At 40.9% G+C, this 14933-nt stretch carries 15 protein-coding genes; all 15 read right to left on the reverse strand.

Annotated features, from left to right (window positions below; genetic code table 11):
• Positions 1-2 precede the first annotated feature (2 nt).
• Positions 3-1121 carry a suppressor of fused domain protein gene (locus LEP1GSC185_RS02005; protein WP_008590848.1) on the reverse strand — a complete coding sequence of 373 codons (1119 nt, stop codon included), beginning with the start codon at positions 1119-1121 and terminating at the stop codon, positions 3-5.
• Entirely contained in the window at positions 1118-1372 is a 255-nt protein-coding gene (locus LEP1GSC185_RS02010) for a hypothetical protein (protein ID WP_008591099.1), read from the reverse strand. The genes LEP1GSC185_RS02005 and LEP1GSC185_RS02010 overlap by 4 nt, the downstream gene beginning before the upstream one ends.
• A gap of 354 nt (positions 1373-1726) precedes the next feature.
• Positions 1727-1972 carry a hypothetical protein gene (locus LEP1GSC185_RS02015; protein WP_008590605.1) on the reverse strand — a complete coding sequence of 82 codons (246 nt, stop codon included), beginning with the start codon at positions 1970-1972 and terminating at the stop codon, positions 1727-1729.
• Between the two features lie 60 nt (positions 1973-2032).
• The gene (locus tag LEP1GSC185_RS02020; protein ID WP_008591655.1) at positions 2033-2353 is read right to left on the reverse strand and encodes a hypothetical protein; all 321 of its coding nucleotides are present in this window, start codon (positions 2351-2353) and stop codon (positions 2033-2035) included.
• A 330-nt stretch (positions 2354-2683) separates the two neighbouring features.
• Positions 2684-4225: a thiolase C-terminal domain-containing protein gene (locus tag LEP1GSC185_RS02025; RefSeq protein ID WP_008591323.1), complete on the reverse strand. Its 1542-nt coding sequence runs from the start codon at positions 4223-4225 to the stop codon at positions 2684-2686.
• An 18-nt stretch (positions 4226-4243) separates the two neighbouring features.
• On the reverse strand, positions 4244-4675 hold the full coding sequence (locus LEP1GSC185_RS02030) for a MaoC family dehydratase (protein ID WP_008589404.1): 432 nt from the start codon (positions 4673-4675) through the stop codon (positions 4244-4246).
• Between the two features lie 27 nt (positions 4676-4702).
• Positions 4703-6319 (reverse strand): acyl-CoA dehydrogenase family protein, encoded by a 1617-nt coding sequence (locus LEP1GSC185_RS02035; protein ID WP_008591260.1) that lies wholly within the window; start codon positions 6317-6319, stop codon positions 4703-4705.
• A 21-nt stretch (positions 6320-6340) separates the two neighbouring features.
• The gene (locus LEP1GSC185_RS02040) at positions 6341-8233 is read right to left on the reverse strand and encodes an AMP-dependent synthetase/ligase (RefSeq protein WP_008590949.1); all 1893 of its coding nucleotides are present in this window, start codon (positions 8231-8233) and stop codon (positions 6341-6343) included.
• A 148-nt stretch (positions 8234-8381) separates the two neighbouring features.
• Positions 8382-8570: a cysteine-rich CWC family protein gene (locus tag LEP1GSC185_RS20305; RefSeq protein WP_081467338.1), complete on the reverse strand. Its 189-nt coding sequence runs from the start codon at positions 8568-8570 to the stop codon at positions 8382-8384.
• Between the two features lie 108 nt (positions 8571-8678).
• Positions 8679-10766: an NAD-dependent DNA ligase LigA gene (gene ligA, locus LEP1GSC185_RS02045; protein WP_008589486.1), complete on the reverse strand. Its 2088-nt coding sequence runs from the start codon at positions 10764-10766 to the stop codon at positions 8679-8681.
• 16 nt (positions 10767-10782) lie between these two features.
• Complete coding sequence (locus tag LEP1GSC185_RS02050) at positions 10783-11760, reverse strand: M23 family metallopeptidase (protein WP_008590565.1); 978 nt, start codon at positions 11758-11760, stop codon at positions 10783-10785.
• A gap of 47 nt (positions 11761-11807) precedes the next feature.
• A complete protein-coding gene (locus LEP1GSC185_RS02055) occupies positions 11808-13178 on the reverse strand; it encodes a cytochrome P450 (RefSeq protein ID WP_008591672.1) in 1371 nt (456 codons plus the stop codon).
• A gap of 117 nt (positions 13179-13295) precedes the next feature.
• Positions 13296-13676 carry a hypothetical protein gene (locus LEP1GSC185_RS02060; RefSeq protein WP_008591116.1) on the reverse strand — a complete coding sequence of 127 codons (381 nt, stop codon included), beginning with the start codon at positions 13674-13676 and terminating at the stop codon, positions 13296-13298.
• A gap of 12 nt (positions 13677-13688) precedes the next feature.
• Complete coding sequence (locus LEP1GSC185_RS02065) at positions 13689-14201, reverse strand: RNA polymerase sigma factor (protein ID WP_008590268.1); 513 nt, start codon at positions 14199-14201, stop codon at positions 13689-13691.
• Between the two features lie 10 nt (positions 14202-14211).
• Positions 14212-14772, reverse strand: coding sequence for a Spy/CpxP family protein refolding chaperone (locus LEP1GSC185_RS02070; RefSeq protein ID WP_024863966.1), 561 nt, complete (start codon positions 14770-14772; stop codon positions 14212-14214).
• Positions 14773-14933: the final 161 nt, after the last annotated feature.

Below are 14933 nucleotides of genomic sequence, written 5' to 3' on the forward strand. Positions count from 1 at the left end.
CACTAGATAGTGGATTGTCTCTCTGGATTATGAATCCACTTGGATTGAGTGGAATCCAATAAAGAAAAGAACTCTTCTGCGCCTTTTTCTTCTATAAAGACCCTTTCTTCTTCCGAAGCTGGGATCAAAGCTAGAAATTTGACCGGATTTCCTCTTTCAGACTTTAGATCGGTCAATTCAGGGAGCCCTTCTTCTTTTCCTATCTCTCTGATAACAAGAGAGCTAAAATTTAAGTACAAGGCTTCCGGATCCCTTCTACTCATCGCGATAGAATGTCCATGTCCGAACCACTTACCAATAACCCAAGGATATCGAATGATCTCTCCGATTTGGTGTGGGACCCAACTTTCGGACCTATCCTCGTCCGAAACTTTTACTGCAAAGACTAACTCTATTCTTGCATAGTTTTCGTAATCTTTTCTGTATAATTCTACAGAGGGAAGGTTTTGTGCGCTCATTCCTACGGTGGAATATACGTAAACTCCCGGCAAATTTTTGGGTGCAAATCTTACGATGCCTAGTTGTGGATATTTTCCACCATCCGCAGACCAATACTTATCATGTTTACCGAATACATACTCTAGATAAGCAAGCCTAGATTCTTGTATATTTTTCCAAATCCCTTTGGTAGATCTATATTCCCAAAAATTTCTGTCCTGGTTGATACGATCAGGAATTACTCCATATTCTGTGTTACCTAACGGATAAGCAGTGATCGTATCCATTTTTGCAAATTTAGAATATCCGTGAAATCCTTTGATACCTGACCAAGGAGGAAGATAAGCAATCAACTCCTCTTTATAAAATAAAGAGACTCCATTTCCTTCTTCAGACCATATAAAATGGATCTCTTTCGGGTCAAACTCGGGTTGGCCTTTAGGATCGGTAACTTCTTCTTCTATTAAGAATGGTGCAAGACCGGATCTGAGATCTAGATCGCTTCTTGTTTTAGGTGCATCGATTCGATTGCATACCCAAACGGATTTGATTGCGAAGTCAGGGCTCTCTTCCGCTTGCAGATAAAGATAGACGGTCCTTCCATCATCTTCTAAGTACGCGGTAAAAGATCCGTAGGGATTTGCTTCTTGGTATAAAATATTAGGTTCGGCAGTCTGGTTCATTTAATCGGAATGTCCACGATCCTGGAATTAAATTCGTCCAGACGAAGCTGGATCTTTTTCTCCATATCTTTTTCAAAAAGAATATCAGGAAAATAGGCGCTGGCATTTAGAAGTCCTGTCAACTCCACTTGATTCCATCTTTGGTAGGTCCTTAAACTGTCCCAAACTAGAATGGGAATACGCTCCCCTTCTTTTTTACATTTTACAAAGGTATCTATCGCTTTGATAGGTGTGAGTAATTTGTTCTTCATAGAAGTTGAAATCCGCCCAAGGCCATTATCCCTGGTATCCAGAAGGATTCAAGTCGGTTCCAACATTAACGAGGCGAGAAAAACGAAGGCCGGGGGCATCCTTTCGCCCGGCGCTTGGACCGAAGGTTAACGGTGAAGGAAGTTACGTAAAGGTTCTACAAAAACCTTTTCTCGGGTCTTTCTTTCCTTATATTGTTCGAAAAGAATCAAGAAAAGGGCTGTTGCTAAAAACATCGTTTCCATATTAATTTCGACGGACATAAATAAGGAATCCCACCTCGTCTGAGCCGGGTTTTTGGAAAAAAATTTCAGTCCAAATCGAAAATCTATCCCTAGAGAAAGGGTAGAATATGTTCAAGATAACGCTTCTTTCGCAGCGTCCTTTAATTGTTTTATCAGTCTTGCTCTCATCTTGTCCGGAATTTTAGTAGAGATCTCTAAGGTCTGAACGAATATCTCGGCGGCCAAATCCACCATTTCGCTCATTTTAACGTCGTTATCCCTGGGAATACGTACGTTTTTTGTCCCGGTAGAAGTGGATTTTGCCCGTTTAACTACCTTCTTTTTAGGTGAGGGTTTCTTTTTCTTTTTTTGGACCATTGTTACTGAGTGCTTAGGGTCCGTACCTTATCTTCTCCCAATTCGTATTCTACTCGGATTTTATTCCTTTTCCAAAAAAATTCCGAGTACCCTATAACTATCTACGTGATCCATAGAGAGACTTTTATTTCCCGGCCTGTCGGAAATAGGTCTTTCGGTGGAGATTAAAACTTCTTCTCCTCTTTGCCATTTACCTTCCGTTTCGGAGACATAGAAAAATTTGGAATATTTACGTAAGTCTAAACATTCTTCTACCGTTTCCCAATGCGCAGAAAGGGAACGGGCCGCTTCAGTATGTTTGGAATCAGGTACTAAGATCCTTTCTTTTCCAAGAAAGGTCCTAACTTCTCCAGTTCGAATGTTCTCCGCAGTGATAAACAAGAATATCGTCCCCTATACAAAGATCAAATCACGGAAACGGTTCTCGCATTTTCTTTTCAGATTCCGGTTTTATCCGGGGCTAGTCATATTCATGTATTAGACTGAAATTTTGACTGCTTTGTTTTCAGATCGTTTATATCCGAAACCGCTTTTACTTTCCGAGAAAAAATCTGACGGAAGAGAATCAGAGCGTATTTCATGTTCGGAAATTTTTTTCCAAAAACAAAGCAAAAGTATTTATTCTTAAAACAATTCTAATCAATTTTTTTTCATATTTCTGCGGAGAATATTAGAAAAAATCTATTTAGTTTTGCAAGACGAACGATCGGTTTATAAAAGTACAGCCTTCCATCTTCTGCCTTCTTTTTCGATCTTTACCCGAGTTTTGTCGTATTGCAACTCGTCACCGGATTTACGGATCGTCCCATCCTTCTCATGTACGTTCGCAAGAATGAAACGATTTTCTGCCAACTTGATCAAAGCTAAAGAATAAGGTGGTTTCCAAGAGAATCCCGGATTCATGTTAACGGTTGTAGAAGACCAAACGACACCTTCTTCACCAATATCTGCACCCGGTTTGTTTAATGTAAGAGGAGATAGTTCCGGAGTTCCGGATTTTCTATCGTTCGAAGGACGATCCGATGAGAATAACGCAATGGAATTGATACTATCTATCCCGCCATTCCCTCCCAAGAGAGCTAACTTTGGAGAATGAGCCGGGACTTTTCCGATCTCTGAAGCCTGAGCATATAATCCGTATTGGACTGCAATATCCACGAGGCCAGTAGCGGCGGAAATAGACATGGCGGCCTGGTAGTTCAATATTCCACCCATCTGATTGATTGGGATCTGCTTCCCATTAGAAAGTTTTAATGAAGAAGTTTTAAGAGAGTTAACCACATCTTTTTTGCCCAATTTAAAATATTGAGCTGACTGTTGGATAACTTGTCCGGGAAAACAATCGTAGATCCAAGCGTAGTCCACTTCTTCTCTTTGATAACCTGATTGAGCAAAAAGTTTTTCGGCAGAATTCCTAGAAGGAGAATCGAATCCACCTTTTAGAATAAAATATTCGCTATGAGCGGTATGCGAAGCTCCGACAAGATGTAATGGTTTTAGATCTTTTCGTATCAGACCCTTTGATTTCCATTCTTCCGCTTTTTTTTCGGACATTAAGATCGTGGCAAATCCATGATCTGTTACGATAGCGATCATTGGAGTCGGATAAGGATCGGATATAGGACGAGACATTTGTTTTTCTGTGATCTCTTGTCCGTAATAGAATGCTCTTGGATTTCCGATCGCATTGGACCTAAACTTTTGAGTAATTTCTTTTAGATCGTCTAAGCTAATACCTTCGTCAAACATCATCCTTTTCATTAGGAGTCCGTACATTGCGATGAGGGTTGCGCCGTTATCCAATTCAAATTCAGGATGGCATACAGTTTCGTTTACCATCTTTAGATCGGAAACTTGACGGAAAGCTGATTTAGGAATATCTGCTGCTGCTACAAGCACCACTGCATCCGGATTATCTACTAAGACGGTCCTTGCTTGTCCGATCGCTCCTGTAACACTCGCGCCTCCCAAGTCGATTACATGAGCTTTCATTCCGGTATATCCGAGTTCGTTAGCAATTCGAACTGTGTGGCCGTAACCTCCTTTTCCCAAAGAAGCGGCCTCTATACTCACAAAGTCAGTGAGTTCAGAAGATAATGTTTCATTCTTCATTCCGAGAAAATCCAAAAGTGTATTTATGGATTTTTTATAATGTTGAAAAACTTTTTGAGATCCGCTCCACGATTTGTATTCTTCTTCCGAAAAATCTTTAGTCGTACTGTCGGCGACCCCTAATAGAACGGGAAAACTCATGTATAACTCCTGAAAATTCTAAGCTTGGGCGGAAGGAGGTAAAACTTTACATTCTCCCTTTCCGATCGTTTCTTTTTTTTGATTGGTCCACTCTATGTTCATGGAGACCGCTTTTAATCTGGCGATCTTTTCTTTCACAGTAACTGTACAAGTAATCGTATCTCCAGGATACACAGGTTTGCGGAACTTTGTTAATGTTTCTAAGGCGACTGTTCCTAACCCCGGAAGTTTCATCCCAAGTACAGGAGCTAATAGAGAGGCAGCAAGTCCACCGTGGGCGATCCTAGTTCCGAACGCCGTGGTCTTTGCATATTCTTCGTCCACATGCAGAGGATTAAAATCTCCGCTGATCCCAGCGAACAGATAGATATCCGTTTCGGTAATCGTTTTTGTGAAACTTGCCTTTTCTCCAATTTGTATTTCGTCGTAAGTCTTTCCTTTTTCGTACATTCCGATTTCCTTATTTGTTTTTGTGGATCAAGCGATCTGTGCGCCTAAGACCCCGTTTTTCAGGAACTCCACACAATCAGCTACTTCTTTTTCCACAGAAGGAAGTTCGGAGAAAAGTCTCATCAGATTCTTGGTTTTTTCCGCATCCAGTTCTTTTAAGAAATGAACACTTTTGAAAAATCTACAACCTGCATAGAAGGTAAGTATTTTTAGATCTCTTAGTCTATCTTCCGATTTGTATTCAGAAGTAGAATTTGCAGTGTCCCAAAATCCTAACTGAACCGTGGTCACAAATACTGCAAGGTCGGCAAATCCGAATTCTAAAGCTTGTTTTTTCTTTCTGTCGGAATGTTCTCCTGCCGCCTTCAAAAGTTCTTTTGCAGCTGTGAGAACTTTTTCTTCCGGAGTGTTTGCTAGGATTTTCTCCGCTTTCGCTCTGGTCTCTTCCGGTTGGGATTGTTGTAGGACATCCATCAACTTGTCGAAACCTTTGTATGTGGAAGATATGATACTCTTTTGAACTTCAGTAGTTCCTCCACCGATCGTGCCGAGTCTTACATCTCTATATTGGCGGCTTACATGACATTCTCTCATATAGCCCATTCCGCCGTGTATCTGGACCGCATCGCTTGCCAACTCTTCCGCAGTTTCCGTAACAAAAACTTTTAATGCGGAACTTTCGAACGGAAGACTCGCAGTCGGATCTTGGTCCTTCTTATTTGCCACGAAATAGATCAATCTTCTGGAAGCGCAAAGATATGCCCAATTACGTGCAATCTTCTCTTGTACTCCAAAGAAGGATAAGATCGGTTTTCCGAATTGATGACGTTTCCAAGCGTAATCCAAACAAAGTTCCAATCCGAATTCCATTCCACCTGGAACTGCAGCAACTAAAACTGTTCTTTCCCATTCCAAAGTTCCTTTTCCAATACGGACAAAACCTGAGTTTAGAGGACCTAAAAGATTTTCATCGGGCACGAACATATCTTGGAAAGAAAGTTCGGCGGTCATCGAGGTATTGTGACCTAACTTCTTAAGGACCTTACTTACGTGAAATCCTTTCATATTGGATTCAACTATGAATGCGGAAACTCCCATCGGCCCTCTTGACTTGGTAGTTCTTGCCATCACGATGAATACTTGTCCATTCGGTCCGTTGGTAATATAAAGTTTACTTCCGTTTAGGATGAAACCTCCATCCACCTTAGTAGCGAATGTATTCATTGCAGCCGCGTCGGAACCGGAATCAGGCTCGGTCAATGCAAGACCTGCTATCCATTCCCCCGATGCAAGTTTCGGAAGGTATTTTTTCTTTTGGGCTTCCGTTCCCTGAAAAAGGATAGGGAGAGTCCCAATGATCATGTGGGCCCCCCAAGAAAGTCCGAATCCTCCGTCTAGAGAACCTGCGTTAAATGCCTCTTGAGCAATACAACATTGAAGACAAGTCCCGCCTTGGCCTCCGAATTCTTCCGGAACGGGAATGCCTAATAGGCCCATAGTTCCCATTTCCTTCCAGATATCATCCCCCCATTCACCGTGTTCGTCCCGATCCTCTACGGAAGGTAATACTCTTTCTTTTGCAAAGTCCTTTACGGTTTCGTAAAATTCTAGATCGGAGGATGTTAAATACGGATTTAAAAACATAATTTTTCTCCCAATCCGAATCTAATTTTTAGTTAGATCGGAAACTTCTTTTTTAAAACTTTCTAATATTTCGTTTCTTTTTATTTTTAAGGTCCTGGTCATTTCCTTGTCAGGATCGAAAGGTCTTGGAATTACGTAGAACGCATTTTGAGGGATCAACTCGAAAGCTTTGAATCCAGTCTTACGCGATATTCTTTCGGAAACTTCTTTCTTAAAGATCTCTCTTACTTTAGGATGAGAATTCCAAACATTCGCATCCTCGGGTAGATCCGGAAACTCCGCTTTCAATCTTTCGAAATCCGGGACGATCAGAACTACTAAATGTTTTGCCTCATGACCGGTTACCATCACTTGGTTCACATAAGGAGAATTTAAGAGTTGGTCCTCGATAGGAACAGGCTCAACGTTTTCTCCTCCGGCAAGTACAATAGTATCCTTTGCTCTTCCCGCAAATACCAATTCACCTCTATAATTGAAGCGCATGATATCTCCAGTATCAAAGAATCCGTTTTTATCAAAAACCACATCGTTCAACTCAGGACGTTTGTAATATCCCATGAGAACCTGTTTGGATTTCACCCAAAGACTTCCTTTTCCACCTTGGGGAACGATATTACCATGTTCATCCTTCAGAATACATTCATATCCTTGTATTGGAGTTCCTACAGTTCCTGGAGAAGGTTGTTTCGGTTTACGAATGGAAAGTACTGCTGAAGTTTCGGTCATTCCATATCCTTCCAAAACGATTAACCCGATAGAGGATAGAAATTTATCCACTACGGAAGGAAGAGCGCTTCCCGCAGAAACGGAAACTCTCAACTTTCCACCCAGAGCGCTGTGGATCGGTTTAAAGACCAAAAGTGCAAGCAGCTTGAGAGGAGATAATAAAGTGAGAAGGACCAAGGAAGATAACTTGGAGAAGGTCCAAACGATAAAATTCGGCTTTTTTATTCTGAAATCGTAACCGAATAGAACTCCTTTTTGAACTGCCCAAAGATTTCCTATCTTCAGACAGAAATTGAATACGGCTCTTTTCAGACTGGATTCCTTGGAGACCTTATTCATAATCCCATTATATAAAGATTCCCAGATCCTTGGAACGGAAGGGAATAATGTAGGTTGGAATTCCTTCAAATCCTCTTTTAGGTTACTGATATTGGAGACCAGAAACCCAGCGCCTAATTCTAAGATACAATATTCGATCGCTCTTTCGAACGCATGCCAAGGAGGAAGAAGACTCACACCTGAATCTGCAGAGGTCAATTGTACGAACCCGATTACTTTTTCCACAGCTGAGATCCAACCGGTTTGGGTTAGCATCACTCCCTTAGGAGCGCCAGTGGTTCCGGATGTATAGATTAAAGTGGCAAGTTCATTCGGAGATTTTTCCCGGAGTCTTTTGCGAACAATACCAGGGTCTTTTGAAAGATTCGATTTTCCTTTTTCGATCAGACTTTGGATCGTATCGGCTCCAGATTTCAGATCGCCTATATCGTCCTCTATCACAAAAACTTTTTTTAAGCTTGGAAGTTTAGGTCCAAGGTTAATCAATCTTTGTTTGTCTTTTTCTTTCTGGACGATCGCATATTTGCTTTCGGAATGATTAACAATATATAATATGTCTTCGTCCACAACGTCGGTCCCTCTAGGAACAGAAACGGCTCCTACAGAGATGATTGCAATATCTCCTATGATCCAGTTCTGGCTGGAGTCACAAAGATATAAGATCTTATCGTCTTTTTGGACTCCTTCTTCTATCAGACCCGCTATTAAAGAATCTGTTAAGGACTTGATCTCTGAAAATGTCCTTCCTTTAATTCCGTCTTTGGTCCTTCGGGAAAAACTTTCCTTATTCGGAAATTTAGATGCGGTCTTTTCCAGCATATCGTAAAAATATTTTTGATCAGTTTCCAAAAACTCCCCCTGAGAACACTTATTAACTAGAATTTTTTCCTTACGGCGGAAACTCTACGTTGAAGGACCTATGCTTCAATCGATTTTTATTTAGATCGGAAAAACCGAAATACAATGAACTATCGTTCACATATTATACTACTGCTCTTCAAATTTTTTGATTAACTACGTTCGTTTCAATACGAGTTAAACAATCTTTGCATAAGCAATCGTCATACATTTCTCTTATATTCCTCAAAGCATCCTGATCTAAACGAATGTTAAAACACCAACAAATTCCTTTATCTACTCCACATTCTAAAATGCTGGAGCATTGTGGACATTTCTTCTGGGTCATCGTTCTATAATAATGAAATTAGAAAATTTTCAATCCTTTAGCGATTGGAATAAAAAAAGAGAGGGGATATGAAAACTATACGCGACGTATAAATTTACAAGAGAGCTATTAGAGTTTGATACCGTTTTGATTTAGAATTTTTATAAACTCATCCTCGGAGACAACCTGCACCCCTAGCTCTTTTGCTTTGTCTAATTTGGAACCAGCGCCAGGTCCTGCCAGGAGATGAGTTGTTTTAGAAGATATAGAGCCTACTTTTTTCCCGCCATAATAAACAACCAGATCCATTGCCTTATCTCTAGGTTGGAAGTTTTCGAAAGAACCTGAGACACACCAACTCTGTCCTGCAAATGGTTGTTTGTCAGATTTTTCGATCGGATCGGCCTTCATTTTGAGTCCGGCCTTTTTCAAACGATCGATAAGAGAAAGAATTCTTTTATCGGTAAAATTTTCTTGGATAGCTTCGATTGTAGAAGGACCTATGCCTGGAATCTCTATAACGTTTTCCAACTTCTTAGGATTTTTAGCAGCTGAGATAATGGAATCGATCGTATCATATCCGTTCTCCGTTAGAAGTTCGGAAACCTTAGGTCCTATTTCTCTTAATCCAAGGGAAGATAGTACAAACCTAAAATCCTTCTTCTTAGATTCTTCGATCCCATTCAAGATTATGGATACGCTCTTCTCGCCGTATCCTTCCTCTTCTATTAATTTTTCTTTATAGTTCTTTAAAGAATAAAGGTCTGCAATGTCCTTAATATACTTTTGATCGTATAAAAATTCCACCTGCTTCTCTCCTAAACCCTCTATATCCATTTGTTTACGAGAACAATAAAATATGATCCCGTTCTTTACTCGATCAGGACATTCGGAATTCGGGCAGAAGTAATCTACCGAGTCTTGTTTCTTTTCCGTCTTAGTACCGCAGCAAGGACAACGAAGTGGGATCTTGAAAACTTCTTTTCCTGGAGTAACTACTTCCTCGACTGCAGGAATGATCTCACCTCTTTTAGAGATCCTTACGGTTGCTCCTATACCCACTCCCAACTCGTCGATATAATCTTGGTTGTGTAAGGTTGCGAATGTGACTGTGGTCCCCGCCAAACTGATCGGCTCGATCTGCGCTCTTGGAGTGATCTTTCCTGTTCTCCCCACCGCATAATCAATACCTACGATCTTACTTTCTTTCATCAGTGCATCGAATTTATAAGCGCGGGCCCAACGAGGAGAATGAGACGTATAACCCAACGATTCTCTTTTAGAAAGATCGTTTAGCTTGATCACTAATCCATCCGTAGGAAATCCAACTTTTTCTTTTTTCTTCTTAAAGTCTTTGATCGCATCAGGGATCTCGGTCCCCTTTAACAATCTGGTATCCGGAGGAAGAGGGAACTTTAGATCTTCCGCCTTCTTCATTACTTCTTGATGAGTTTTGAATTTTACTTTGGAATCTGGAAAAAATGCGTCATAAGTAAATATTCTAAGAGGTCGTTTTGCCACGTCCGATGAATTTTTCTGTTTTAATGAGCCGGAGGATAGGTTTCTAGGATTCGCATATTTTCCTTCGGAGGCCTCGTTAAATTCGTCGAAATCGAGAAAAGTCATATAGACTTCTCCCCTTAGATAAATGGAAATAGTCTCCGATAACCTGAGTGGAATGGAACGAATTGTCCGAATATTCTCAGTAACATTGTCCCCAACTCCTCCTGTCCCTCTAGTCACACCATTCGCTAGAATTCCATTTTCATAATATAACATGATAGAAGCGCCGTCGATCTTCCATTCAACGGAATATAACTCATCTAATCCCGTTTTTTTGACCCATTCCATGAGTTCTTCTTCATTGTATGTATTTTCCAAAGAAAGAACCGGAAGTTTATGAGCGAACTTCTCGAAATCTTTGTCTAGATCGGAACCGACGCTTAAAGTAGGACTGGCAGGATCCACTAATTTCGGAAAGGCCTCCTCAAAAGCTTGTAACCTCTTGAACATCCGGTCGAAATCGAAATCGCTTATTACTGGGTTATGTTTTACGTAATATAGATATTGGTGGTGGCGGATCTGCTCTTCCAGAGAACGCATTTCTTTTTGCGCCTGCTTTGGATCCTTTGGCAAATCTACAGAAACTTTTTTAGATACTTCGGTTGGCTCCGCTTTTTTAGAGGAGGTCTTTTTAGCCGGGGCTTTTTTAGGCATAGTCGATTATATAAAATTAATATTGGCCGAAACCTACTTTCATATAATCCATAGGATCGGTACGATTCGATTCTCCAATCCATACTTCATAGTGAAGGTGAGGACCTGTTACGTTACCTGTGGCACCTACAGTCGCGATCCTCTGTCCTTTGCGAACATATTCACCCTCTCTTACTTTTAAAGAAGTACAATGGCCATACAAACTATAATATCCGTTTGCATGAGCGAGCACTATATGATTTCCATACCCTCTGTTGGAATAAATGGCCCTATAAACTCTGCCGTCGCCAGTGGCCGCAATATCCGTTCCGGGAACATTTGCCAAATCCACTCCATCATGGAATTCCATGTATCCGAAAGTGGGAGACCTTCTCATTCCATAATAAGAAGTTAAATTATAGGATAATAATGGTTCTCCGAATGGAAGAGAGTTCATAATACCGTATCTGGAATCTAAAAAGTTAAATACGGAATCCACAAGAGCTTTGTTCTTTTCCATGGATACTCTTACAGAACGGTATCCGTAAATTTCAGAAAGGTAGGATCTCCCGAGCATCAGATCCTTATCCACAGCTTCTTCTACCTTTAGTTCGTTAGCGGCTAAGTCTTCCGAGTCGGACTCATCCGGTAGTTTGAGTAGCTCGTCCGATTCCCCGTCGATCAAAGAATGAACTTCCTGCAAATTTTCGTTCAGACTTGCGAAATCGTCTCGGATATCCCCTAACTTTTCGCTGTATTCGATGTACTCATCGAAATATTTTCCGTAAACGGAAGCGAGCGCGTTGATCTGTATCCTGGTATTATTATAACGAACTATTCCTAAAACCGCGATCCCGACGATTGCGAATAGTAATCCTACTAAGAAAAAGATAGTGAAGATGGAAATTTGGAAATGGAAGGACTTATCGAATCCATGCGGGATCAAAAGAACCGTCAGCCTTTGGTGACCTTTTTCTTTTACCTGGTCGATGCGTTTTTTTATCATCTTTTCCATGGTCGAAATCCCTCTGGTAGAAGGATTCCGGCCAGGAAAGACCTAAGTCAAGTGGAAACTATGTTTAATAGGATTCCATACTTCGGTCTTAATGTGACTAAAGGTTCCATAACGACAGGGTGGTTCGGGTCCGTCTGGAATTTGTAGTTTTTGACTAACATTGCAAGTATCAACGTGGCTTCGGTTAATGCGAAAATATTACCGATACAGATCCTCGGGCCTCCTCCAAACGGAAGATATGCATACTTAGGTCTATCCACAGATCTTTCCTCATCAAAACGATCCGGATCAAACTTGTCAGGATTTTCCCAAAAATCGGGATTTCGATGAATATTAAAAATACAGATAGAGATATTCGTTCCGGCTTCCACATCGTAACCGCCAACCTGGTCCGGACCCATCGCGGTCCTTTCTATAACCCAGGCAGGAGGATACATTCTCAAAACCTCATCCAATACTTTGCGAGTGTATGTCAATTTTTGAACATCCTCAAGACTAGGAGTCTTATCCCTCAAAACTCTATTAGCTTCTTCTCTTACTTTTTCACAGATCTCAGGATGTTTAGACAAAAGATAAAATGCCCAAGATAATGCGTTTGCAGTCGTTTCGTGTCCGGCAAGAAGAAGTGTGATTGCTTCGTCTCTTACCTGACTTTCACTCATAGTCTCGCCTGTTTCTTCGTCCCTGACTTCTAGAAGCATAGAGATTAAATCGTTAGAAGGATTCTTTTTACGTTCCGCAATTAATTCATCGACTACGGAATGCATATCCTTTAAAGCGCGTTTGAGCTTTAGATTTTCAGGAGTAGGCCAACTGAACGGAAAAGGAAAAATACGAGTGATCCTCTTAGTAACCAATTCCAAAGCGATCTTTAAAGAATGTTCAATCCTTGCAGCGTAACTTTCTACTTCGGTTCGGAACAAAGTCCTGCCAACGATCGCAAACGTTAGTCGCATCATCTCTTTGGAAATATCCAAGCTGGAAACTTTTTTCCAATTTTCGGAAGTTTTTTGTGTTTCTTGGCCCATGATCTCGACAAACTCCGAGATCCTTTGTTTATGGAAAGAAGGTTGGATAAGTTTTCTTTGCTTTTTCCAAAATTCTCCTTCGCTGTTCAAGAGCCCTTTACCTAGAATTCTTCCGAGTTCCTTATAAAAAACTCCCTTATGGTAGTTCTGGTTATTCTCTTGAAGGACTCTTTTTATATCTTCCGGTTGAGTTATTAAATGAAAGGTAACCTGTCTCAAACCGAATCTGGCGGAATTTCCGAATTTGGACTGCATCAGCTGGAAAAATCCGATTGGATCTTTTGCCAATTTAGAAACGTAAGGAAGCGCCCGGATGCCGAAAACCCCAGGAGGAAGATTTAGTTTATTTTTTTTGGTGCGACTCGAAGTCGATTCATGCAAGGAAAACAAGAGTGTACTCCTAGTCCAAGAAGGACATTTGGATTAGTTTCACCCAACCAATCCTTGCCGCAATTTTATGTAACAACCGCTATATTAGCAAGCCAGTTTGTATTTATTTTTAAAAAGCTATCTACGCTCGAAAGAAGTTTCGATCAACGCATCCATATCCATCAGCGAAGAAGAAGGCACTGCAGAAGAACTAGTATCTTCTTGGTTCAAATTAGGAGTTTGCATACTAGTTTCCGCTTCCTCGAAAGTTCCTTCGATCTGTTCTTCTATCAAAACCTGCCAGTCTCCGGATTCGGATTCTCCCTCAGGTTGAAAATAAAAAGAAGATAGACCAAGACCTACAATAATAAGTCCGCTAAAAGAGAAGATAAAAAATCGCTTAAAACTAGCGATCTTACGCCTTCTCATAATCTTTGCAGAAATATTATCGCTCCATTCGTAACTTTCTAAACGACGGAAAATTTCTTGGTCTAACTTTTCTCTGTTTCTATCTTCCATTTCAGATATTCTCTAGGTCTCTTGAAAAAATAACTTCTTTAGCATTTGTTTGCCTCGAAAAGATCTGGATTTAACCGTTCCTTCCGGAATTCCCAACTTTTCCGCTATCTGTTGCTCTTTGTATCCTTCGGAAACCAACGCAAGCACAGACTTATACTTCCAAGGTAAATTGGATATCAGATCCTGCAATTCAATGTCCATTCCAGAGTCGTTATATTCTTCTCTCGGGTTTAGGATGGAATCTTGGGTAGCTTTTTCCTTTAGCTTCATTGCAAGGTTTGCCTGGCGCATACGCTTCTGGTTCATTCTCAAGGATTCGTTCCTTGCGATCGTGTACAACCAAGTACTGTGAGAAGATTCTCCCCTAAACTTATTGGCCGCTAAACTTTTATAAGCACGGATATACGTTTCTTGGACCACATCATCGATGGTATCGTAAAACTCTTCGTATAAATTCTTTTTAATCGCGGATAGTACGATATGTTTCGTACTGTCTATTAATCCGGCAAATTCTCTTTGGTCCATTTTAGTTTCCTTATCTCAGGATGCCCGGCACAGGCAAAATTATTCTCTCGGGAACAAACAGATTCAAGGGGAATCCGGGAGCTTCCCTATGCTCCTCAGGAAGGGTAACCATTTCCCTTTCCTTTCCCCTCTTTTTTTGCTCGGAGGTCAAAACCCTTTCGATCGCGAGCCGATGCGCGATCTGATTCATCCGGATCTCGGATGTATATCTAGCAATCGCGTTAACGAGAAGCCGAACTTTAACTAGGTCCGGATTTTCATCCATTAATACCAGTTCGAGTTCGACTTGTTTCGGAGAAAGTCTACGAAGCCATCTTTCATGCTCGTTTTTATATCTCCGGTTCAGCTCAGCGATACGTTCGAGTTGCGTGTCTGTAAGAATATAACGATTTTTAAATGAATCCAGGTCACCGAAAACTACGCCGGCTGCTCTTTCATTACGATAAAAAGAGATGGTGCGAAAAGGTCTGGCAGTATGAAAACTTGTTTTGGAATCTTGCGAGAAAAGATACGCCGGCGTGAGGAACACACCGGCCAGAGCAACTCTGACGAATGAATTCAGGAGATTCATGAGTCTTACTCGGTTCATAACCTAGTGTATCCTAAGACCCCAAGGTAGCCGCCATGTTTCCAAATATCGACTGAAATTTTTGGTCCGAGAAAAAAAGAAATCCGGTCTCCTTTAAAGAGAACATAATTTAGAGCAAAACCCGAATTTTAGGGAAAATTCCT

The sequence above is a fragment of the Leptospira licerasiae serovar Varillal str. VAR 010 genome (genome assembly GCF_000244755.1).
Taxonomy (GTDB): domain Bacteria; phylum Spirochaetota; class Leptospiria; order Leptospirales; family Leptospiraceae; genus Leptospira_B; species Leptospira_B licerasiae.

Coding starts and splice junctions, on each gene's coding strand:
- LEP1GSC185_RS02005 (WP_008590848.1), bottom strand. CDS start 1,121: ATGAACCAGACTGCCGAACCTAATATTTTATACCAAGAAGCAAATCCC.
- LEP1GSC185_RS02010 (WP_008591099.1), bottom strand. CDS start 1,372: ATGAAGAACAAATTACTCACACCTATCAAAGCGATAGATACCTTTGTA.
- LEP1GSC185_RS02015 (WP_008590605.1), bottom strand. CDS start 1,972: ATGGTCCAAAAAAAGAAAAAGAAACCCTCACCTAAAAAGAAGGTAGTT.
- LEP1GSC185_RS02025 (WP_008591323.1), bottom strand. CDS start 4,225: ATGAGTTTTCCCGTTCTATTAGGGGTCGCCGACAGTACGACTAAAGAT.
- LEP1GSC185_RS02030 (WP_008589404.1), bottom strand. CDS start 4,675: ATGTACGAAAAAGGAAAGACTTACGACGAAATACAAATTGGAGAAAAG.
- LEP1GSC185_RS02035 (WP_008591260.1), bottom strand. CDS start 6,319: ATGTTTTTAAATCCGTATTTAACATCCTCCGATCTAGAATTTTACGAA.
- LEP1GSC185_RS20305 (WP_081467338.1), bottom strand. CDS start 8,570: ATGACCCAGAAGAAATGTCCACAATGCTCCAGCATTTTAGAATGTGGA.
- ligA (WP_008589486.1), bottom strand. CDS start 10,766: ATGCCTAAAAAAGCCCCGGCTAAAAAGACCTCCTCTAAAAAAGCGGAG.
- LEP1GSC185_RS02050 (WP_008590565.1), bottom strand. CDS start 11,760: ATGGAAAAGATGATAAAAAAACGCATCGACCAGGTAAAAGAAAAAGGT.
- LEP1GSC185_RS02060 (WP_008591116.1), bottom strand. CDS start 13,676: ATGGAAGATAGAAACAGAGAAAAGTTAGACCAAGAAATTTTCCGTCGT.
- LEP1GSC185_RS02065 (WP_008590268.1), bottom strand. CDS start 14,201: ATGGACCAAAGAGAATTTGCCGGATTAATAGACAGTACGAAACATATC.
- LEP1GSC185_RS02070 (WP_024863966.1), bottom strand. CDS start 14,772: ATGAATCTCCTGAATTCATTCGTCAGAGTTGCTCTGGCCGGTGTGTTC.